The organism is Erwinia sp. MYb416, from assembly GCF_037479575.1.
In the GTDB taxonomy this organism is placed as follows: domain Bacteria; phylum Pseudomonadota; class Gammaproteobacteria; order Enterobacterales; family Enterobacteriaceae; genus Erwinia; species Erwinia rhapontici.
Window position 1 is genome coordinate 49558 of the sequence record NZ_JBBGYT010000439.1, and the last position, 23596, is coordinate 73153.

Below are 23596 nucleotides of genomic sequence, written 5' to 3' on the forward strand. Positions count from 1 at the left end.
GCGTGCCACGCCCCTACGGGGATCGGTGGAGCCTGGCCCCGACATAAATCCTCGTAGGGGTCGGGCATGCCCGACCCTTCTGCTCTGATGATTACTGGTAATTCACCATCACTTCATTACTCAGCACATGCAGCACCGGAAACACCCGCCCTTTACCTTCTACCTGATAAATAAAGCGTAATGTCTCTCCAGCGGCCACATTGGTCAGGCCCTGAGTACTGCCGCTGCCCCCTTCCACAGGCACGCAACGACTTTCTGAACACAGACGAACCTGCAGCCCGGCGGGTGCGGGAGCCGTCAGCGTATAGCGCCATATTACCGTACTCATGACGCCGGTCACCGGTTCTGATGGCGTGAGCGGGCGTGATGACGCCTGCACTCCACGATTAGAGAGTGACGGACCTGTGGCGCTGGCATGCCAGCCGCCCTCAGCCGCCATCGACAGACCGGGCAACGTCAGCAGCAACCACAGCATCACTTTCATCAATGGCCACCAATCGTTGACGTCATACGAATATTGCGGTTGTCCGTCAGTTCCATATTGGAAATCACCATGAGCTGCGGCAGCGAACGACGCAGGAAGCGCGCCAGCAGTGCACGCAGCGGATGGTTCACCAGCAGCACCGGCGGTGCACCCAACCCTTCCTGATGCTGCAATGCCGTCTGCGCCTGCGCCAGCAGACGGTCAGCCAGACCCGGCTCCAGACCGCCACCGCCCTGCAAGGCCTGCAACAGCAGACGTTCCAGCGTGGTATCCAGCCCGATAACCTGCACTTCGCCATTGCCCGGGAACCATTGCTGCGTAATGGCACGGCCTAACGCCACACGGACCACTGAGGTCAGCTCCTGCGGATCGGTCTGCACCGCCGCATGCTCCGCCAGCGTCTCAATAATCGTCCGCATATCGCGGATAGAGACACGTTCAGCCAGCAGGTTCTGCAACACTTTATGCAGGGTGGTCAAGGTAATCACGCCAGGGATCAGATCTTCAGTGAGCTTCGGCATCTCCTGGGTCACGCGATCCAGCAACTGCTGCGCTTCCTGGCGACCGAACAACTCACTGGCGTACTGACCAATCAGATGGTTAAGGTGGGTGGCCACCACGGTACTGGCTTCCACCACGGTGAAGCCCTGAATCTGCGCCTGCTCTTTCAGCGCACTGTCAATCCAGATCGCTTCCAGCCCGAAGGCCGGGTCAACGGTCACTTCCCCCGGCAGCGAACCCGCGGCCGTCCCCGGGTTGATCGCCATCCAGCGGCCCGGATAAGCATCACCACTGCCGATCTCTACCCCTTTCATCAGAATACGGTAGCGTGCCGGGGTCAGATCCATGTTGTCACGAATATGAACCACCGGTGGCAGGAAGCCCATTTCCTGGGCGAATTTCTTACGGATACTGCGGATGCGGCCGAGCAACTCGCCATCCTGTGCACTGTCCACCATTGGGATCAGGCGATAGCCCACTTCCATCCCCAGCGAATCTTCCAGCTGCACATCACCCCAGGTGGCTTCGACGCTGGCCGCACTTTCCGGCTGTTTGGTCATGGACATCTGCGGGGCCGCAGCGCTTTTCGGCTTCATCTCTTTACCGCGTATCCACCAGGCCAGGCCTAGCAGCGCAGCAGTAAACAGCAGGAACACCAGATTGGGCATGCCCGGTACCAGTCCCAGCAGGCCGAGAACACCGGCACTCAGCATCATCACGCGCGGATTATTAAACAGCTGGCTGACCATCTGCTCGCCGACGTCCTGATCGGTGCCGACGCGGGTGACGATAACACCCGCCGCGGTGGAGATCACCAACGCGGGGATCTGGGCAACCAGACCGTCACCGATGGTCAGCAGCGTATAGGTTTCGGCTGCATGACCGGCATCCATACCGTGCTGGAGAATCCCCACCAGCAGGCCGCCGATCACGTTGATAATCATGATCATGATACCGGCGACGGCATCACCACGAACAAACTTACTGGCACCGTCCATCGACCCGTAGAAGTCGGCTTCCTGGGTCACATCAGAACGGCGTTTTTTCGCTTCCTCTTCACCAATCAGCCCGGCATTCAGGTCGGCATCGATCGCCATCTGTTTACCCGGCATCCCGTCGAGGACAAAGCGCGCCCCCACTTCCGCAATACGCCCGGCACCCTTGGTGATAACCATAAAGTTGATAATCACGAGGATGACAAACACCACGATACCGATGGCGAAGTTACCACCGACGAGGAAGTGGCCAAAGGCTTCAACAACCTGACCCGCAGCAGCCGCACCGGTATGACCGTCCATCAAAATAACACGCGTCGAGGCCACGTTCAGGGCCAGGCGTAGTAACGTGGAGAACAGCAGAATAGTCGGGAAGGCGGCGAAATCCAGCGTGCGCTGGGTAAACATCGCCACCAACAGCACCATAATCGACAGGGCAATGTTAAAGGTAAACAACAGATCGAGGATAAACGGTGGTAACGGCAGCACCATCATCGACAGGATCAGCAAGATCAGTATCGGTCCGGCAAGGACTTTCCACTGTGTATCTTTCAAGTTGCCCGGTAAGCGCAGTTTAGCGGCCAGATTAGCCATCAGATTTTTGTTCTCCAGCAAAGTCCAGCGCGTCCGGCACTGGCAATTTAACAGGTCTCTTCGGGATCAGCCCCCCTTCCACTTTCCAGCGGCGGAGTTGCCAGACCCAGGCCAGCACTTCAGCAACCGCTGCGTACAATGTCCCGGGAATATGCTGACCAATTTCACTGTGGCGATAGAGCGCACGTGCCAGCGGTGGCGCTTCTAAAATCGGGATACGGTGCTCTTTCCCCATTTCACGAATACGCAGGGCAATCTCCCCTGCGCCTTTTGCCAGCACTTTCGGTGCACTCATTTTTTTCTCGTCGTACTGCAACGCGACCGCATAGTGGGTCGGGTTGGTCACAATCACGTCAGCCTTCGGAACATCAGACATCATGCGGCGGCGTGCGGCAGCGCGCATTTGCTGGCGGATGCGCCCTTTAACATGCGGGTCACCCTCCTGCTGCTTATGTTCGTCGGTAATATCCTGACGCGACATGCGTAAATTTTTAAAATAGCTGAAGAGCTGGAAGAAGACGTCAAAGCCCACCATCGGCGACAACCCCAATACAATGAGGATGCTGCACATGGCAATCATATTCAGCGAGCCCGCCAGGGCTGTCACGGGTGATTCGCTGATCAAATGCAGCATCTCAGCCCAGTGGTTATGGATATATATCCAGGCGACCACGCCAACCAGCACCGCTTTCAGCACGGCTTTCAACAGTTCAGCGGCTGACTGGGCAGAAATCATCTTTCCCAACCCTTTAATCGGGTTCATTTTGCCGACGTCAAACTTGATGGCTTTCCCGCTGATGACCAGGCCACCCAGCAACATCGGTGCCGCAATCGCCATCACCACCAGACCAAACATCATCGGCAGAATAGCCATCACCGCCTGCATCAGCAGATCGCTGATCTGACGCAGCATCTGACTGGTATCACTGACCACGGAATGATTGAAGACCAGCCCATCCGCGACCAGTGCACCCAGCTTGCGTCCCATCCATTCACCACCCGCCCATAAAATACTCAGGCCAGTCACCAGCATCAAAATAGACGTCAGTTCGCGCGAACGCGGGATTTGCCCTTCTTCTCGTGCTTTTTCGAGTCGATGGGCCGTGGGGGACTCTGTTTTTTCCTCATCGCTATCCTGAGACACGGTAGCAAACCTTCAATACGGAATGACTGAGGGTAGAATGCCAAATTCGCGCAGGGGTAATGCCACGAGTAAACGTGTAAATAGGGGGTTATTTACGGAATGGAGAAAAGACAGTGCCCGCACAGGATGGCGGGACACCGTTTTAAAGCAGGGGCAGAAAGGCTCTGCCCCTGTTATCAGAAGCCGAGGCTGTCCAACAGATCGTCAACCTGATCCTGGCTTGCCACCACATTGGGGGCCGCCGCATTAATCTGCGGGCCGTTCAACAGGCTGTCAGCATCTTTCTTCACACGCATGCTCTGGTCTGGAATGTTTTCCATGAGGACCGACAACAGCTGTCGCTCAATTTCCTGGATCACATCCATCATACGTTTAATCACCTGCCCGGTCAGGTCCTGGAAATCCTGAGCCATCATGATTTCCATCAGCTGAGCATTGGTGAAGCCTGTATGTTCCGGTACCGCGTCGAGATAACCACGCGTATCCGAAACCAGAGAGCGGGCATCTGACAGTTCGATAGGATTCTCGAACCATTCGTCCCAGCGAACTTTCAACGCCTTCGCCCCATTCTCCATCACTGTCTGACGAGGCTGTGCAGCCTCGACGCAGTTTAAGGCACGTTCTGCCGCCTGGCCGGTCATTTGAATCACATAATCAAGGCGATCGCGGGCATCTGGGATCGCCTCTGCCGCTTCTGCGATGGCCTGATCAAGACCTAACTCACGCAGACTGTCGCGCAGCATGCGCGTCAGTGAACCAATTTTAGAGATAATGTCCTGCGCTGAAGCTGCATCAACATTTGGTTTCGGAATAGCGTTCATCTCAGCTCCTTACATACCCAGTTTTTCGAAGATCTTACCTAACTTCTCTTCCAGGGTAGCCGCTGTGAATGGTTTAACCACATAGCCGCTGGCACCCGCCTGCGCAGCCGCAATAATGTTCTCTTTCTTGGCTTCTGCCGTCACCATCAGTACGGGTAACTTACTCAGCGCACCGTCTGCACGGATGGTTTGCAACAGTTGCAAACCATCCATATTCGGCATGTTCCAGTCAGACACCACGAAGTCGAAACCGCCTGCACGCAGCTTGTTCAGCGCGTCCACACCATCCTCTGCTTCTTCAACGTTGTTGAAACCCAACTCTTTCAGCAGGTTACGGACGATACGACGCATTGTGTTGAAGTCGTCGACCACCAGAAACCGCATATTTTTATCTACCATACTTACTCCCGTAATGTGTAGCCCGCGAGGACCGCGTTAGATACGCAACGCCTGTCCGGCGCTAATTTTTGCCAGCATGTGCTGGCTGATTTGGTGAAGATCCACCACCTCACTGGCTCCCCCGAGGGCAATAGCCTCTCGTGGCATGCCAAATACGACACAGCTCGCTTCGTTCTGGGCAATGGTCCAGGCACCGGCTTTATTCATCGCCAGCAGTCCGGCAGCACCATCGTTACCCATGCCGGTCAGGATAACGCCGACGGCGTTACGACCGGCAAACTGCGCCACTGAGTTAAACAACACATCGACCGACGGTTTGTGACGATTAACCGGCGGTCCATCATTCAGTTTGACCTGATAGTTCGCACCGCTGCGCGTCAGTTCCATATGCATCGCTCCCGGTGCGATGTAAGCATGTCCGGGCAGGATGCGCTCACCGTCTTCCGCTTCTTTCACCGTAATCTGGCACAGCTTGTTCAGACGTTCGGCAAACGATTTGGTGAATCCCGGTGGCATATGCTGCGTAATCAACAGCGCCGGGCTGGTCGCCGGCAACGGTTGCAGCACATGTCGAATCGCTTCGGTTCCGCCGGTAGAGGCACCAATGGCAATCAGTTTTTCACTGCTCAGCAACGGTCCGGCTTTCAGCATCACCGGGGCCGGCTGTGGCCCACGCGTATGCAGACGAGCACGGGAAGCGGCGCGTACCTTGTCAGCAATCATCTGACTGTAGGCCAGCATCCCTTCGCGAATACCCAACGAGGGTTTAGTCACAAAGTCGACAGCCCCCAGTTCCAGCGCCCGTAGCGTAATTTCAGAGCCTTTCCCGGTCAGTGAGGAAACCATCACCACCGGCATCGGGCGCAGACGCATCAGCTTTTCCAGAAAATCGAGGCCATCCATGCGCGGCATCTCGACATCCAGCGTCAACACATCCGGGTTAAACTGTTTAATTAAATCCCGCGCGACCAATGGGTCCGGCGCCGAGGCCACCATCTCCATATCGGAATGACTGTTGATAATTTCGGTCATCAACTGGCGCATTAACGCTGAATCATCAACGCATAAAACTCTGATTTTACTCATTATCTTTCCTTAGTCAGTCCATAGACCGTCTGGCCACGCAGATAAAATTCTTTGCTAATCTGGCTGAAGTTTTCTGAGTGACCGGCAAACAGTAAGCCGCCAGGTTTCAGTAACGGAACAAAGCGTCGTAAAATCTTCTCCTGTGTTTCTTTATCGAAGTAGATCATCACGTTACGGCAAAAAATCACATCAAACTGTCCCGGTAACGCCCAGTCGTTGGCCAGCAGATTAAGCTGGGCAAAGGTGACCATATTGGCCAGCTCCGGGCGCGCACGCACCATGCCCTCATGAGGACCGGTGCCACGCAGGAAATAGCGTTGCAGCTGCTGAGGCGAAAGCGTACGCAGCTCTTCCTGGCGGTACACACCCGCCAGCGCTTTTTCCAGCACCTGCGTATCAATGTCGCTGGCGTGGATCTGGAATTTACCCGGACCGGTACCCAGCGTTTCGGCCAGCGTCATGGCGATTGAGTAAGGCTCTTCCCCTGTCGAGGCTGCCGCACACCATACGCTGTAATTTCCAGTACGGCGTTTCGCATGCTCTGCCAGGATCGGAAAGTGATGCGCCTCGCGGAAAAAGGCGGTCAGGTTAGTGGTCAGGGCATTCACAAACGCCTGCCATTCAGCGCTGTTAGGATCATTTTCCAGCAACGCCATATAACGACCAAAATCATCGATATTCAGCGTGCGCAGCCTGCGGACCAGGCGGTTATAAACCATTTCCCGCTTATGATCGGCGAGCACTATGCCAGCTCGCTGATAAATCAGCTGACTGATACGCTTAAAATGCGTATCGGATAACGGCAAGCGCTGTACCATCTGCGACAGCAGCGTTGCGTTTTCCGGTGGAGCTAACAACGTCGATTTCTTCATGTAGCCATCCTGCAAAGCGCGGATAAAGATATTAATAGGGTGTCTCGTTCCCGCCAGCCTGAAGGCCTGAGGATCGCTCTTTACTCTGTACGCTCATCCAGCGCGAAACGGCTGACTGCCGCCGTCAGATATTCTGCCTGTGATTCCAGTGCGCCTGTTGCCGCTGCGCCCTCTTCGACCAGCGCGGCGTTCTGCTGGGTCACCTGGTCCATCTGGCTGACAGCCAGTGCAACCTGTTCAATACCGCGTCGCTGCTCATCGCTGGCGGCGGCGATTTCGCCCATAATCCCGTTGACCCGGTTCACCGACTGGACAATCTCATCCATCGTTTCCCCGGCGGAGGCCACCTGCTTCGCCCCCTGATCGACCCGGCTTACCGACTCTTCAATCAAGGACTTAATCTCTTTTGCAGCCTGTGCACTGCGTTGAGCCAGGTTACGCACTTCCCCCGCTACCACGGCAAAACCACGTCCCTGTTCCCCGGCTCGGGCGGCTTCTACCGCGGCGTTCAGGGCCAGGATGTTGGTCTGGAAAGCGATGCCATCAATCACGCTGGTGATATCAGCAATTTTCTTCGAACTGCCCGCAATCGCGTTCATCGTCGTGACTACATTGCCCGTCAGCGAACCGCCTTTATGGGCGGTGCCTGAGGCTTCACGGGCAAGATCTGACGCCTGACGCGCGTTATCGGCGTTAGCCGAGACCGTCGCCGTCAGCTGTTCCATACTGGCCGCCGTCTGCGCCAGCGATGCCGCCTGCTGTTCAGTGCGGGCTGACAGATCATCGTTTCCGGCCGCAATTTCTTGAATGCCGGTCTGCATGGCACGACTACCATCGCGCACATCACGCACGGTGGACGCCAGCGCCTGCTGCATATGCTGGAGGCTGGTAAAGAGCTGGCCCAGCTCATTGCTACCGCCGGTCTCCACTTTTCCGTTCAGATCGCCTGAAGCGATACGTTCAAAATGGCTACGCATGCGGGCCAGGGGGGCAATCAGCCCCTGCTTCGCCCACCACAGTCCGGCCAGCGTCACCAGCAGTGACAGCGCGACCGCGACCACGAAAATCACCTTCGACTGTGAGTAGAAGCCTTTACTGGCGTCCCCTGCATGGTCACGCAACGCATCAATATGTTTCATCCAGAGGCTGTACTGCACCTGGAATTTATCCTGTTTACCCTGAGTGGGTGAATCGAGAAACGCCTGCAATTGATTGTTTTGCAGGTAAGCGATCAGCTGCGCCAGCTCGCTGTAATAAACGTCATAGGTGGCAACGATCTCTTTTTCTAACGCCTGCCCTTCTGATGTCACGGCGGGGATGGCTTTGAATGTTTTAAACGCTTTGTCGGCCAGATCGAGGTCGCTTTGCGCTTTGGTCATCAGGCTGACGACCTGTTCGCGGGGCAGATTAAGTGCTGCACGCGTTCCTGCACGGCTTAATGTCACCCGGGCACTGAGCAGTGCCGCCCAGCTTTCACCCAGCGCATCACGCTGGTCACCGCTAATCTCGACCTGATGAATGTTGTTTGCATCCAGACGAAACGAGTTGAAGGACAACCCACTGGCAATAATCTGCATCAGGCAAAAAAGTCCGAGCAGAGCGATAATCGTGCCAGAAATACGTAAACGACTTAACATTGCACACTCCCCGGGAAGGTCACCTGATACAGGCAACAAAAAAATCTTTTTATCGGGCCGCCCGTTTAACGGGCTGGCCCTTTATCACATCACTTCATGTAAACGGCTTAAAAGGTTTCCCAGTTATCGTCTGAGTTGCCCGGCGGCAGCGCTTTACGCGCGGCTGGCGGCGGTGTCAGCAGAGGAGAAACCTTGCCCCTGTTGTTATTAACGGCCGCGATGACATTTTCTTTACGGATTCGGAACACAGCAACGGCCTGAGTCAGACGACTTGCCTGATCTTCGAGCGATGCAGCGGCAGAAGCAGACTGTTCTACCAGTGCAGCGTTCTGCTGGGTGACACGGTCCATTTCGTTCACGGCGGTGCCCACCTGGTCAATGCCACGGCTCTGCTCGTCGCTCGCGGAGGCTATTTCACCCATAATATCGGTCACGCGGGTCACCGCGCTGACGATGTCATTCATGGTTTCCCCGGCGCTTTCTACCAGCACAGAGCCGGTATCCACACGGGCGACAGAGTCCTCAATCAACCCTTTAATTTCTTTCGCTGCCTGCGCACTGCGCTGGGCCAGGTTACGCACTTCACCCGCTACCACGGCAAAACCACGCCCCTGTTCACCGGCGCGTGCGGCTTCCACGGCGGCGTTCAGTGCCAGGATATTGGTCTGGAAGGCAATACCGTCAATCACGCTGATAATGTCGGCAATCTTCTTCGAACTGCCGGCGATGTCATTCATGGTTTTCACCACGCCATCCACCACCTTGCCGCCCTTCTGCGCGGTTTCTGACGCGCTGAGCGCCAGTTGCGATGCCTGACGGGCATTCTCGGCGTTCTGTTTCACCGTTGACGTTAACTGCTCCATACTGGCCGCGGTTTCCTGCAACGCGGAGGCCTGCTCTTCGGTACGCGAGGAGAGGTCATTATTCCCCGCCGCGATTTCGCTGGCCCCGGTGTAGATAGCATCTGAGCCGTCACGCACAACGCTCACGGTCTTGATCAGTTCCTGCTGCATATGCTGGAGGCTGATCGCCAGTTGTGCCATTTCATTACGCCCTTCCACATCGATTTGCTGCGTCAGATCGCCGCTGGCAATATGACGAATATGGTCGATGCTGGACTTCAGCGGACGTAACAGGATCTGATGAATACCTGTCCAGACGGTCGCGATGATCACCACAGAGATGAGCAAAATCGCCAGCAACACCCAGATAGCGCGCTGATAGGCACTCTCATTCTGTGCCGAACCCGCTGCGAGCATTGAGTCGGTATGGGCTAACCAGACGTCATAGGCTTTTTCGAAACCGTTCTGGAAACCGGTGGTGGGCTGGTCAACGAAACCTTTAAAGTCTCCGCTGGTCAGCATCTGGATCAGCTCGACTAACGCGCCGTGCAGGATCTTGTAGTTCTCGTTCACACCTTGCACATGCGGCAGGTTGAGCACATCCGGTGGCAGCTCTTTGTTATATTCACTGAACTGCTGTTCTGCGGTCGCCAGCTGCGTTTTTGCCAGCGCGACGAGGTCAGTGACGGTGGAACCGCTGCCCTGCCCTTTATCGTCCAGCAAATAGCGCGTTGCTGCGCGATTGAGTGTATTACGTGTTTGTACCAGCGCTATCCATGCAGAGGTGAGATTGGCCTGTTCCCGGCGAATCTGTTGTGTCAGGCTGAAGTTTTCTTTATCCCCTTTCAGAGACTGGAAAAATAAGCCACCAGAAATCAACTGCAATGAACCAAAAATGACCAGGACCAACACCAGGCTGGTCACGACTTTCATACGCTTAAACATACCTTTCCCCAATTGGATAGCTACTGCTGAGAGATTTATCGGCAATTACACGGGGATCTTTATCAGCGAATGCAGATAAACGGGGAAAGAAGCGGGCGGGTCATGACCCGCCCCTACAAAATGTACGGGTCGGGCATGCCCGACCCGTATTAACAACGGTCATCAATCGGGTATGCCCGACCTGCTGTTCAGGTTGATCAGATTATCAGAAGGTTTCCCAGTGACTGTCGCCGGAAGAAGGCGCGGTCAGCTTAGGCTGTTTTGCTGTAGCGGTCAGCGTCGGCCGTTTCAGCACCACGGAGGGTGCACTGCTCTGACGGCTGATGCGGAACACCGCCACCGCCTGCGTCAGACGGCTTGCCTGATCCTCCAGTGACGCAGCCGCCGATGCAGACTGCTCCACCAGCGCCGCGTTCTGCTGGGTAACGCGGTCCATTTCGTTCACGGCGGTGCCGACCTGGTCAATGCCCCGGCTCTGCTCGTCGCTCGCGGAGGCGATTTCACCCATGATATCGGTCACGCGGGTCACCGCGCTGACGATGTCATTCATGGTTTCCCCGGCGCTTTCTACCAGCACAGAGCCGGTATCCACACGGGACACCGAATCCTCAATCAGCCCTTTAATTTCTTTCGCTGCCTGCGCACTGCGCTGCGCCAGGTTACGCACTTCCCCGGCCACCACGGCAAAACCACGCCCCTGTTCACCAGCACGCGCCGCTTCCACTGCCGCATTCAGTGCCAGAATATTGGTCTGGAAGGCAATACCGTCAATCACGCTGATAATGTCGGCAATCTTCTTCGAACTGCCGGCGATGTCATTCATGGTTTTCACCACGCCATCCACCACTTTGCCACCCTTCTGCGCGGTTTCTGACGCGCTGAGTGCCAGCTGAGAGGCCTGACGGGCGTTTTCGGCGTTCTGTTTCACCGTTGACGTTAACTGCTCCATACTGGCCGCGGTTTCCTGCAATGCCGAAGCCTGCTGCTCAGTACGGGATGAGAGATCGTTGTTACCGGCAGCGATTTCGCTGGCCCCGGTGTAGATGGCATCCGATCCGTCGCGCACCACGCTGACGGTTTTGACCAGCTCGTCCTGCATATGTTGCAGGCTGGAAGCCAGCTGCGCCATTTCGTTACGCCCTTCCACCGCGATCGGACGTGTCAAATCACCACTGGCGATACGACGAATATGGTCAATGCTGGTCTGTAGCGGACGCAACAAAATATGGCGGATACCGGTCCAGACGCTGAAAATGATCAGCAGGGAGAGGATCAGCACACTGCCGAGGACCCACACCGCCTGACCGTATGCGCGCAGATTTTCATCTGCCCCGGCTGCCGCCTGTGCATCATTTTTCGTCAGCCACGTGTTATAGGCATGAGCGAATCCGTCCTGATAACCCTGGGTTGGCTGGTCGAAGAATTCGTTAATTTTTCCGGCATTCATCAACTGGATGAGTTCGCTCAGTGCGTCATGCAAAATCTGATAATTCTGCTGAATGGCCTGCACGTTCTCGGCGGTTTTCCCTTCTTCTGACAGGCGGGAGTTCCACAGCGCATAGTTCTGTTCAGCAAGGGTTAACTGCCCCTGCGCATCGGCCAGCAGCTGTTTAACGCCATCGCTGATGCCTTCACGGTTAGCATCCAGCGTGTAACGGATACCCGAACGATTGAGGGTGTTACGCGCCTGAATCAGCGCGATCCAGGACTGGTTGAGGGCAGACTGTTGCAGACGAAGCTGTTGGGAGACGGCGAAGTTATCCTTATCGCCTTTGAGAGCCTGGAAGAACAAACCGCCAGTGATTAACTGCAATGAACCAAAAAACACCAGAACCAGAATCAGGCTGGTGACGACCTTCATACGCTTAAACATAATGTTCCTTATTAGCCAGTTGACGCCGCTGTTATCGGCAGGGGCATTCAGATCTTTATGTTGCAAAGACATCAGAAAACCAGTCAGTCATATGGCTGTCGAGTTAATCATCACGATGAAACGTTTTATTATCGTTGCGGAGATAAACTATTAACATGTTTGGCGATTTGCATGACGGGTTGATCGAAAAAAAGCCTCCCTACAGAGGGTAATCATGCTGAGAGTGGAAGGTATGGTTGTGGCGGGTAGTGGCCGACTCTTTATTTCGGTCGGCCAGAGGTTTTGTTGAATAAATAAACTGAATGCCATTTCCAGTAAGCATTGCTCCCGGTAAGGAGTTGCCTCGCCACCGCCTGATTTCTGTTGGCATACTCCACCGGTCAATAACCGGCGCATTCTCACGGCAGGATCAGTGCCCTGATTTTCCTGTGCGTCTGACGGATAAGTCCCGGGAAGAGGGTTTGGGGTCGTCGTACCAATCCTGAATGGCCTGCTCATCCAGCCACAATTCAGTGAACCCCGATTGACAAGAACCTTACTGAAGATAGCCCGGTTGGTGATGTTGAACTTTTTTGCTACGCGATATCGTTACAGGGCCAGGTACATAGTGATCGGATCCTGATTGCATCTAAGGGCTCGATTTATTCATCAAAGCCTCGGCATCGTTTCCGTTTCACGGAGGCTTAGCCTGCCAAATTTCTATTTATCCATGGAACATCTCTGCAGGTTTAGAGCGGTATTGTTATAACGCAAATCTGATCAATACCAATTTTTTTACAATAAAATATTGATTTTAATCACATTACTACATTGGATGGTTATATTTATGATTTTTTTAACTTAATTCCACACACATACACTGCAATGATGAATATTTTTAGAATTTTATGCTTTTTATTTGATTTGAGTAAGATTTTAACGATCAAATTATTTTGTTTAATAGGTTAAAACATAGGTATACCCAATCATAACTTGTTTATTAATTGGTTAAATTGATCATAAAATAGGACCAGTCTGATGCAGGAAGTCGATGGTATGGTCCATGAAGCTATGTGAGATTGTAAAAAAAGGATGAGGAGTGGCTTGACAGCAGCTCCCATCGTCGAAATGTCGGGAAAGGTACTGGCCGTAAAAATTGGCACAGAAGGGGTCTCACCAGGGAAGCTTCTATCTTCTGATATCACCAAACTTAAAAAAACAGAAAAAAAGGTTGCTTGAAGAACAGATTAATCAAGAGAAAACAAAAAATCTTTCTTTATACAGAACACTATTCTTTGCTCCATTGATATCGATTTCGATATGGCATCTATGCTTATCCATGACGACGATATTGTTGAATTGGCACGGCTGAAACCTTTTTTAAGATTGATATTATCAGAAAGATTTCCGAATATTTCTGATGGAATAAAAATCCGTTGTTAAAATCTTTGTCGGAAAGTTATACGTTGTGGCTGGGAGATCTTGGTTCAGGTGAGGCTAACCTCAAGGCGTTACAAGATAACCTTTTTGAGAGCGTGAAAATTGATAATAATCTTCAGCGTATATGTAAAAACACTGAAATGTGGTTAAGCGTTCTTAAGAACGTTATGCACTTCTGTGATTTCATTATCCTTGAGGAAATGATTTTTATTTATAAAAAAATAGCTTAACTAAAAAATAAACACATTGAAAATAGATTACTCAAAAGCGATTCCACTTACGGAGGTAGATTCAATCAAGCTTTACATCACGACGAATATGGGCACTGCAACCCGTTAAAGAAAACACAATTAAAAATATTCTAGATATAAATTTTTAGAATACTCCTTGGTATTTTCTTTTTATTTTTTATCATTAATGGACCCGGAATTTGGCGCCAGGAAGCTAATGGCGGTAGCGTGGCAGAAGGCAAGAAGAGTTTCAATGTTAGATTTAAATAAATATTTTTATAATCGCAACATTTGATAACACAGGTAAGACATGAAGATAAACAGGGTAATAATACTTCTATTCGCTGGCATGCTCAGCGGTAATGCAACAGCGGAAAATGAAATAAATCAAAAGCCCCTGCCCGCCACGACTCCGCATACAGGTGTTGCTGCAGGCGATACTGCGACAAGTTATGCGACGGGCAACAGTCTGGCTACAGATGACTTATCGGCAACAGCATTAGCTGGGGTAGCCCTAGACACATCATTACCAGACGGAGGGAAAACCTCGACAGCATCGCCGGATACAACAAGTACTCACGAAAAAAAATAGTTATTTTACAACCATGGGGGACACCAACTGGTGTCAAATAACGATGAGGATAATATCCGATGATTACTATTTTAAGTTTGGATTAAAAGATGTTTTGAAAATTCACGGAGATGATCTCAATGATATAACCATTGCAACAAGTTATGATATGCAAACCATCCGGTTATATAAAGGAATTAGTATTAATTCTAATGAGCGACTCTTTTTTGGAGACTGTCTCAACACCTTTGTTCTGAGCTGTCAGCTTCGCAATGGTTTAACTCCGCTGCGATATAGCATCTATAAGTTAATCGCCGAAAGGAAATCGGTTTTTTTAACACCACGAGAGATTAGTGTTTTAGGTGGGTTATTAAAAGGTGAGTCGCTAACCGGATTATCACGAACCTCCGGACTAAGTCCTAAAACAATCAGCGCCCAAAAAAACTCGGCATTGAAGAAACTTGAAGTAAAAAACCTACAGGTATTACATAAAGACATATCGTCATTCAGAGAGCTTTTTTATAGAGAGCAAAATAAATCATGGAATGATTCGTGAGAGATGAATAACAATTCACTCAACACATCTCTTTGTTATTTTCAAAGGGCTTTATTTTCTACAATTTAACAGGGTTATAATCCTCACTATGATGATGAAGCCAACATTAAAAACATCCGTCGTCATTACACTCTCTTTTTTACTTTCAGCTTGCGTTTTAGCACCAGGTCAGTCACTGACGACTGGGAATAAAAACATCATAGAAGAATCGGACTCAAATACAGATATCGATAAATTTGTCACCGTTTATCCTTTGACGCCAAAACTGGTCGAAATACTTCAGCCGAAGTCGATTATCTCCAGCCAGAATACATTGCTGGAAGAAGAAATTAAAAAGTACCAATACCATGTTGGTATTGGCGATGTTCTGATGGTGACAGTGTGGGACCATCCTGAGTTAACCACACCTGCCGGACAGTACCGCAGCGCCAGCGATACAGGTAACTGGGTGAACACTGACGGCAGTATCTTCTACCCTTATATTGGCAAAGTGCAAGTAGCAGGCCGCACGATAGAAGAAGTCCGTACGGAAATTACCGCTCGTTTGAAGACCTATATCGAAAGCCCACAGGTTGATGTCAGTATCGCGGCCTTTCGTTCGCAAAAAGCTTATGTCACTGGTGAAGTGATGCGTTCGGGGCAGCAGGCAATTAGCAATATTCCGCTGACAATAATGGACGCTATTAACGCCGCAGGTGGCTTAGCGCCTGATGCAGACTGGCGCAATGTGGTGCTGACACATAAAGGGAAGGACAGCCTGATCTCATTGCAGGCACTGATGCAGCAGGGTGACTTAAGACAAAACAGATTGCTAACACCCGGCGATATTTTGTTTGTTCCACGCAACGATGCTCTAAAAGTCTTCGTCATGGGTGAGGTAAATAAACAGTCTACTCTGAAGATGGACCGTAGCGGTATGACCCTTGCTGAAGCTCTTGGTAATGCTGAAGGACTCAGCCAGGAAATGGCCGATGCATCAGGCATTTTTGTTATTCGCGCATTGCGTGGTGGTGAAGGCAACAGCAAGCTGGCCAACATCTATCAGCTGAATGCAAAAGATGCCGCCGCAATGGTCATGAGCACCGTCTTCCAGTTACAACCCTATGACATCGTCTATGTTACCACCGCCCCAGTGGTGCGCTGGAACCGTGTTATCTCGCAGCTCGTTCCCACCATCGGCGGAGTGCACGACATTATTGAAGCCACGAATTACATTCGGTAATGGTGATACGGGAAAGTGAACCGGCCTTTGAGGATGTGTTCAATTCTATCAACATGACTCGCTCTCCATGGGGCAAAAAACGTAGTGGTAACCTTTCAGGGAAAAACGATGACGAAATTAATAGCCAATAAACAGAAATCTGCCGGACCAGATGATGAAGGAGCGGGCCGTTATATTGCTGAGATTATGGATAATAGAAAACTGATCATCATCATCACAACCAGCTTTCTAATTATTGCCATACTGTATTCCTTTCTTGCAACGCCAGTTTATCAGGCCGATGCATTGATCCAGGTTGAACAGAAACAGGGTAATGCGGTACTGGATAGTCTCAATCAAATCCTGCCTGATTCACAGCCTATTTCAGCCCCAGAAATCGCACTATTGCAGTCAAGAATGGTGGTAGGGAAAACAGTCGATGACTTAAATCTGCAAATCAGCGTACAGAAAATAAACTTCCCCATTATTGGTAAAGGTCTTGCGAGGCTGCTAGGCAATGATGCTGGTTCCATATCAGTGACAAGACTGAATATCCCTACCACAAGGGATGAGAAACCCGGAAAGATAACGTTAAAAATCATCGATGATAAACGTTTTAGCATCGATTATGGCAACACCAGTGCGCTGGGTGAAGTGGGTAAGTTATTACAGAAAGATCGGTTAACGCTATTGGTTAGCGAGAGCCATGCCAAACCGGGTGAAGAATTCGAGATACTACAATACACCCGGCTAGCTGCGATTGACCGACTGTTACAAAACCTGGTGGTCGCAGATCAGGGTAAAGATACCGGTATGCTGGAGCTTAAACAGACTGGCGAAGACAAAAAACAGATAACCGCGATCCTGGATAACATCAGCTATCACTACGTTACACAGAATATTGACCGTCAGGCGGCACAAGACGCCAAGAGTTTGGAGTTTTTAAACCAGCAACTGCCAAAGGTCAGAAGCGAACTCGATAGCTCGGAAAATAAATTAAATACCTATCGTAGACAAAAAGACTCGGTAGATCTGTCACTTGAAGCCAAGTCAGTTCTTGAGCAAGTGGTGAACGTCGACAACCAGCTCAACGAGTTGACGTTCCGGGAAGCTGAAGTCTCGCAACTGTTTACGAAGGAACATCCCACCTATAAAGCTTTATTAGCCAAAAGAGGAACGCTACAGCAGGAGCGGGAGAAATTAAACAAGCAGGTCTCCTCGATGCCGTCAACCCAGCAGGAAGTTCTTCGGCTCAGCCGGGACGTTGAAGCCGGGCGCGCAGTGTATATGCAGTTGCTCAATCGCCAACAGGAACTTAGCATCGCAAAATCAAGTGCGATTGGTAATGTGCGCATCGTCGATAACGCAGTCACCGTGCCAAAAGCAGTACGACCACAAAAAGTGATCCTGATTCTTGCAAGCATCATTGCTGGTTTGATTTTTTCCGCCAGCCTGATCCTCATCAGGGTATTTTTCCATCGTGGCATCGATTCAACCGAGCAGCTGGAACAGGCAGGACTCAGTGTTTACGCCAGTATCCCCAAATCAGACTGGATGGTCCGGCACACCCGCAGTAAAACGTCTAAAGCGCATTTACTCGCAGTCGAAAATCCAGCAGATTTAGCCATAGAGGCAATACGCAATTTACGTACAAGCCTGCACTTCAACATGCTGAATGCGAAAAAAAATGTGCTGATGATTTCAGGCGCGACGTCTGAAGCAGGAAAAACCTTCATTAGCACGAATCTGGCCGCCATTATCTCGATAGCAGGGAAAAAGATTCTGTTTATCGATGCGGATATGCGCAGAGGCAAGGCACATGAAATATTCCATATCAGCAATGATGTAGGGCTGGCGGACGTGCTCACCCATAAAGTGGGGGTGGCAGATGCGATTAAAAAAGTGCAGCAGGGAAAATATAATTTTGACTTTATGTCACGAGGAAAAGCGCCTGATAACCCGGCTGAATTGCTGATGGGTGAAAATTTACTCTCGCTGCTGGACTGGGCGAAAGCCAGATATGACCTGGTGATTATCGATACACCTCCGGTTTTGGCAGTGTCGGATGCGGTGCTGATTGGCAAGTATGCTGGAACGTTGTTGCTGGTAGCACGTTATCAGACCAATACGGTGAGGGAAATTGAGACAAGCATCAATCGCTTCACCCAATGTGATATACACGTTCAGGCGTGCATTTTGAATATGGTAGAAAACAGCTTCAGAAGTTATTACACCTACGGTTACCGTCATAATACATACGCCTACGATGACAAAAAAATTAAATAATCCCTAAATCCTAAAAATGACCTGCCTCACATCATGTAATCGATGCCAAGCAGGATATTAGATATAACAGACATTATACCCCTGAACGGTAACAATTAAAGAGATAAACCATGTTGCCATACTTAATTGTAGCCCTGCTTAGTGTTTTCTTTGTTTACATCCAGGAGGAGTCACTTAAATCAAGAGGAGTGATCCTGCCACTCTTTCTTTTGGCGTTAATGGCATCCATACGGGATTACACCATCGGGACTGACTCATATGTCTACACGCGATACTTCAGGTTTCCATTTAGCCATTACCCGTTAACATTTGACCCTGATATTGAGCGGGGTTATCAGTTACTGGTTATGATTACCCGTGATATTTATAGTGAATATTTTTTCTATTTTATTATTATGGCACTGGTCTGCATAATTCCTGTGCTTTTGACGTTAAAGATGCGTTCGGTTAACTATTCGTTATCCCTCTATATTTACGTGACGTTTGGCCTGTACTTTGCTCTTTATAATCAGGTGCGCCAAACCATCGCTATGGGGATCTGTTTCCTGTCAATGCGGTTTCTGGTAGAAAAACGTTTTCTGACTTATGCATTATTAATTTTATTTGCCAGTCAGTTTCATATCAGTGCAGTTCTGATGCTGGCATTTTACTTCCTTTGTCACTGGACAGTTCGCATCGAATATAAAGTCATCTCAACTTTCCTGACAGGATTGATTGCCACTCCCTTGATTATTGCGCATATGGCAGCGAATAACGTTCGATATGAACATTACACTGAGGGATCGGCAAATGGAAAAAATGGACTGATGACGGTTACACTCTATGTACTGATTGCCATGGCGGTCTATGTGCTAGGAAAAAAAATCAGAAAAGAGAATCGTGAATACAGTTGTATCGAGTGTATCTATCTTTGTGGCATAGCAGCACTACTTCCGGTGACAATGCTAGGGACCGACCCAGCAGGACCGCAGCGAGTTGCTCAGTATTTTGTTTATTACCTGATGTTAATCATCCCATTAATACTTGATAAGATTAACAATAAAATGGTCACGATTATGTTTTGTTTTTTTGCATTCACTTATTTTATATTGATGATTTACAGTAACTTGGGTGGAATTTATCCATTCAAAATTAATGGTGTTTTTAATGTATTTTAATTTTTAACACAAAGAGTGAGATCTAATTAAAGAAATAATAGAAATATAAAATAAATTAAACGAAGGAATAAGACATGAGAGTATTGCACGCAGCTGAGACGATTAAAGGCGGTGTCGCTACTGTACTTGATAGTTTGGTACAGCATCAACTAGAGAGCCGTGAGATCTCGGAAATTAAAATTATAGCCCCTGAGCAGCAGAGCGCAGAGTTAGAAAAAAATCTGTTGCCGAATATCGTTACGTTCAGCAGAAAGAACAGAGGGATAGTGGCTCTTTATGCTTTTGCTCGCTGTTTTCATTATCAGGTTCACACCTTCAGACCTGATATAATTCATTTACACAGCACTTTTGCTGGTTTCATTGGTCGATTGATATTAATAATCTTTTTTTGGCGTCAAAAACCGCAGGTCATCTACTGTCCTCATGGTTTTTCATTCCTTGTGAAAACCTCATTCATTAAGCTCACTCTTTTCACGGCCTGTGAACGTCTGCTATCACGATTTACACAAAGTATCATTTGTGTAGGTGAGTATGAGTATCTTAAATCACTCGAAAAGGGATTCTCCGAAGAAAAACTCTGTCTGATCAGTAATGGTGTTGATCTTCCTGAGAAAAAAAACACAAATACACACAATAAATTAAATGAATACACCCTGCTTTATGTTGGCCGATTTGACCGCCAGAAAGGCACGGATACGTTACTTGATGCTCTTAGAACCTTAGACGATAAAACGTTAGAATTTTCAATAAAAGTGATTATGATTGGCTCTGCCATTAACAAGACCCATTCGGCAGAAAAAATACATCTGAAAAATATTAATATAGAATATACTGGTTGGCTAAAAAAAGAAGATATCGGTAAGTATTATCGCAAAGCAAACTGTTTAATCATTCCTTCACGCTGGGAGGGTTTTGCCATGGTTCCTCTGGAAGCAATAAGCTATAACCTGCCAGTTATCACCAGCGACATCACTGCATTTAAGGAACTAAACAAAGTCAGCAAATTATTTTTCAACTGCGGTAACAGTTCATCTCTTGCCAGCCTTCTTTCCGGTATTAATACCTACGACCTCGACAGTATAAAGGAAAAGTTGATGACAAAGGTGACCGAGTCCTACACCAGAGAAAAGATGAATGACATGACGATGAAACTATATTCTTATTCTTTACAAGGTAAATAAGAAATGAATGATACGCCGTTAGTTTCTATCTATATTCCCACTTTTAACCGACTTCAGTTACTCACACGTGCACTGGATTCTGTTCGTAATCAGAGTTACAAAAATATTGAAGTTATTGTTGTTGACGATCACTCTTCCGATGGCACACAGGATTACCTGGCTGAAGTCGCGTTAATTGACCAGCGTGTAAAATACATTTTGAAAGAAGTTAATTCTGGTGCTTGTGCCAGTCGAAATCTGGCTATTGATAAAGCCATGGGTGTATATATCACTGGGCTTGACGACGACGATTATTTTTTAGATGGTAGGATATCTTATTTTATTGAAAATAGGCAACTATTGGAAAAATATAGTTTTCTGTACACTAACTATCTGACATTAAACAAGAAGGGTAAATATAATAAAACCAGACACCTTAATATGTTATTACCACGAGAAATCACATCCAAAGATATTTTATTTAAAAACATCATTGGTAACCAATGCTTTACCTATACAAAGAGAATGAAAGATGCAGGGAAGTTCACTGCCGATATGCCAGCATGGCAAGATATAGATCTTTTTTATAGGCTATTAACAAGAACCAGTCATAACCATGCAAAGCTATTGAGCAAATCACTTTATGTACAAGATACTTCTCACGACCTAAACCGCATCACATTAGGCAACAAAAATAAGATTCTCAATGCTTATAATTTATTTTGCCAAAAAAATAACATAACTGGAAAATACAAAAAAATACTTGAGGCACAGCTCGTTAGCTATGGATTAAAAGTTAATTGCTCTATATTTTTCACCCGTCTCAAGTCACACACAAGGCTATACTTTTATATTGTCGATATCTTTCTTTTTATAAAAAACAATAATAACAAACTCTAAGAACCACTACCGATAATAATTATGGAGTTCATATGGTTAACTTTAGAGCTTTCGCGTTGTTTTTACTTATAGCCACAAGTTCTGGAAATGCAACCGCCGCTTTCCTGACCGGTGTGTGCTTCCATCCAGACCGGATGAAGATATCTGCCAGTGAAACACTCCAGAAATTGCATAAATATCAATTTTCCTCCTACAGAACAGATTTACGATGGCGAGAGATTGAAAAAAAAGAAGGTGTTTATAAACTGCCCTACGAGAATTTGAAATTTATTATTGATGGCTCACTCAAAGTGGGTATTATACCTATCGTTATCCTGGGCAGTGCAAACCCGCTGTATGGCGATAGCAAACCCGTCACTGATGAGCAGGTACATGCTTTTACTCGTTATGTCGAGTGGGTGGTCAATCAATACCCCCATGAGAATATTATTTATGAAATATACAATGAATGGTGGCACGATGATTTTAAAAGTCACCCAGAAAGTAACGATGCCCTATCAGCAAAAAAATACGCACGGCTAATAAAAGAAGTCTCAGCCGTCATCAGAAAAAACAACCCTAGAGCTACCATTATTGCGGGAAGCCTCAACCCATTAGCGCTACGGCAGGTAAAGTGGCTGGATTCCATGATTAAGGATGGTATTCTGACGGCTATTGATGGAATATCAATACATCCTTATTCAACGAATTTTCCGATTATGGATTTTTCAGCCATTGATCTATTCTCTCAACATTTGACAGCAATGAATGACGGTAAGCAGGTCAATATATTTATTACTGAAATGGGATATTCAAATTCTTTGCGTGGCAAGCTATCACCCAGCCAACAGGAAAACTATACACAGCAATACTTCAAAATGGCGAGCGAAAGAGATTATATCAAAGGGCTTTGGTGGTATTCACTGACGGATGAGAAAAGTACCGATACCTATGAGTCAAATTTTGGCTTATTGGATAATAACGGGATTGAAAAAGACATCATCCATGGCTATCTCTCATGGTTGAACAGTAAATAATAACCTCAAGGGTTTATTTATGCGCAAAACAATATTGACTGTAATCCTATACGACAAAACATTCAAAGAGTCGCTTACACTCAACTGCCTCATGAATAAAACGTATGTTGATATCGACCTGTTAATTATTAACAATGGACCTAAACCTCTTGAATTTGATAAAAGATTTATTCATACGCTTGGCTTTTTCGTTAACAGCATTAAAAACAAAGAGTTCCTTGATAACAGGCCATTGAGTTGGATATATAACGGTGTAATCAATGAGTATCATGACTATGACCGTTTTATTTTTTTAGATGATGACAGTATTTTAACGAAAGAGTACATCAAAAAACTTGATCAATACGATCCCAGTGGCATTGACCTACAAATACCGAACATCAGGGAGCGAACTAACGGTATGATTTACTACCCGCTGATCAATAAAAAGGTAAAAAAATTCAGAGATGGTGACAACATACCCCCTCAGAGCAGCGTACTGTCGATTGGATCTGGACTGGTGATTCATCGTTCACTCGTTGATAAATTTTCAGAAATGAATATGGAAGTTTTTGATAGCCGGTTCGCACTTTATGGCGTCGATTATATTTTTTTTAACCGTATTGAATTATTAAAAAAGCACAATTTTGATGTCACTATTCAGGTCGTCGGAACGCTTGACCATTCGCTATCAAGAGTCGACGAGCCCTACAATCAATGGCGGACCACTGAGCGACTTTACGATAGCGTGTTATCAGTAAAATATTATTCTGGCAGCAAAGTCATCATTTTAATGCGAATGATTAAACTATTCTGCAAGCAGCTAATTAAATTAAGACCATCCTATCTCGTCTTAATCATAAAGACATTCATCAAGGGTAAGCATCCACGCTGCTAAGTGCTCATCCTGTTTTACATTTATTTTCAC

General features: G+C 48.4%; 18 protein-coding genes and 1 pseudogene. 8 read left to right on the forward strand and 11 right to left on the reverse strand.

Annotated features, from left to right (window positions below):
• Positions 1–91: 91 nt before the first annotated feature.
• The 11 genes and pseudogenes from flhE to WH277_RS28790 form a co-directional block, all read right to left on the reverse strand.
• Positions 92–484 carry a flagellar protein FlhE gene (gene flhE, locus WH277_RS19060; protein WP_133841768.1) on the reverse strand — a complete coding sequence of 131 codons (393 nt, stop codon included), beginning with the start codon at positions 482–484 and terminating at the stop codon, positions 92–94.
• The gene (gene flhA, locus WH277_RS19065; RefSeq protein ID WP_339506460.1) at positions 484–2574 is read right to left on the reverse strand and encodes a flagellar biosynthesis protein FlhA; all 2091 of its coding nucleotides are present in this window, start codon (positions 2572–2574) and stop codon (positions 484–486) included. The genes flhE and flhA overlap by 1 nt, the downstream gene beginning before the upstream one ends.
• Entirely contained in the window at positions 2567–3718 is a 1152-nt protein-coding gene (gene flhB, locus WH277_RS19070; protein WP_133841766.1) for a flagellar biosynthesis protein FlhB, read from the reverse strand. Before flhB ends, flhA begins: the two co-directional genes overlap by 8 nt.
• Before the next feature lie 176 nt (positions 3719–3894).
• The gene (gene cheZ / locus WH277_RS19075; protein WP_133841765.1) at positions 3895–4539 is read right to left on the reverse strand and encodes a protein phosphatase CheZ; all 645 of its coding nucleotides are present in this window, start codon (positions 4537–4539) and stop codon (positions 3895–3897) included.
• Between the two features lie 9 nt (positions 4540–4548).
• Positions 4549–4938 carry a chemotaxis response regulator CheY gene (gene cheY / locus WH277_RS19080; protein WP_133841764.1) on the reverse strand — a complete coding sequence of 130 codons (390 nt, stop codon included), beginning with the start codon at positions 4936–4938 and terminating at the stop codon, positions 4549–4551.
• A 36-nt stretch (positions 4939–4974) separates the two neighbouring features.
• Positions 4975–6024 (reverse strand): protein-glutamate methylesterase/protein-glutamine glutaminase, encoded by a 1050-nt coding sequence (locus WH277_RS19085; protein WP_062746328.1) that lies wholly within the window; start codon positions 6022–6024, stop codon positions 4975–4977.
• On the reverse strand, positions 6024–6896 hold the full coding sequence (cheR, locus tag WH277_RS19090) for a protein-glutamate O-methyltransferase CheR (RefSeq protein ID WP_133841763.1): 873 nt from the start codon (positions 6894–6896) through the stop codon (positions 6024–6026). Before cheR ends, WH277_RS19085 begins: the two co-directional genes overlap by 1 nt.
• 80 nt (positions 6897–6976) lie before the next feature.
• On the reverse strand, positions 6977–8533 hold the full coding sequence (locus tag WH277_RS19095) for a methyl-accepting chemotaxis protein (RefSeq protein ID WP_133841762.1): 1557 nt from the start codon (positions 8531–8533) through the stop codon (positions 6977–6979).
• 107 nt (positions 8534–8640) lie between these two features.
• Entirely contained in the window at positions 8641–10320 is a 1680-nt protein-coding gene (locus WH277_RS19100; RefSeq protein WP_133841761.1) for a methyl-accepting chemotaxis protein, read from the reverse strand.
• 205 nt (positions 10321–10525) lie between these two features.
• The gene (locus tag WH277_RS19105) at positions 10526–12193 is read right to left on the reverse strand and encodes a methyl-accepting chemotaxis protein (RefSeq protein ID WP_159336486.1); all 1668 of its coding nucleotides are present in this window, start codon (positions 12191–12193) and stop codon (positions 10526–10528) included.
• Between the two features lie 293 nt (positions 12194–12486).
• Positions 12487–12648, reverse strand: a pseudogene (locus WH277_RS28790) (IS5/IS1182 family transposase); the annotation flags it as partial.
• 1829 nt (positions 12649–14477) lie between these two features.
• Here WH277_RS28790 and WH277_RS19115 point away from each other — a divergent pair.
• The 8 genes from WH277_RS19115 (at position 14478) to WH277_RS19150 (ending at position 23566) form a co-directional block, all read left to right on the forward strand.
• Positions 14478–14969: a LuxR C-terminal-related transcriptional regulator gene (locus WH277_RS19115; protein ID WP_159336484.1), complete on the forward strand. Its 492-nt coding sequence runs from the start codon at positions 14478–14480 to the stop codon at positions 14967–14969.
• Between the two features lie 91 nt (positions 14970–15060).
• On the forward strand, positions 15061–16191 hold the full coding sequence (locus tag WH277_RS19120) for a polysaccharide export protein (protein WP_339507036.1): 1131 nt from the start codon (positions 15061–15063) through the stop codon (positions 16189–16191).
• A 108-nt stretch (positions 16192–16299) separates the two neighbouring features.
• Positions 16300–18456, forward strand: a complete 2157-nt coding sequence (locus WH277_RS19125) for a polysaccharide biosynthesis tyrosine autokinase (protein ID WP_159336483.1) — start codon at positions 16300–16302, stop codon at positions 18454–18456.
• 110 nt (positions 18457–18566) lie between these two features.
• Positions 18567–19613, forward strand: coding sequence for an EpsG family protein (locus WH277_RS19130; protein ID WP_339506464.1), 1047 nt, complete (start codon positions 18567–18569; stop codon positions 19611–19613).
• 74 nt (positions 19614–19687) lie between these two features.
• Positions 19688–20794: a glycosyltransferase gene (locus tag WH277_RS19135; RefSeq protein ID WP_339506466.1), complete on the forward strand. Its 1107-nt coding sequence runs from the start codon at positions 19688–19690 to the stop codon at positions 20792–20794.
• Positions 20795–20797: 3 nt separating this feature from the next.
• The gene (locus WH277_RS19140) at positions 20798–21673 is read left to right on the forward strand and encodes a glycosyltransferase (protein ID WP_339506468.1); all 876 of its coding nucleotides are present in this window, start codon (positions 20798–20800) and stop codon (positions 21671–21673) included.
• Between the two features lie 32 nt (positions 21674–21705).
• Positions 21706–22689 (forward strand): cellulase family glycosylhydrolase, encoded by a 984-nt coding sequence (locus tag WH277_RS19145; protein ID WP_339506470.1) that lies wholly within the window; start codon positions 21706–21708, stop codon positions 22687–22689.
• Between the two features lie 19 nt (positions 22690–22708).
• Positions 22709–23566 (forward strand): hypothetical protein, encoded by an 858-nt coding sequence (locus WH277_RS19150; RefSeq protein WP_339506472.1) that lies wholly within the window; start codon positions 22709–22711, stop codon positions 23564–23566.
• Positions 23567–23596: the final 30 nt, after the last annotated feature.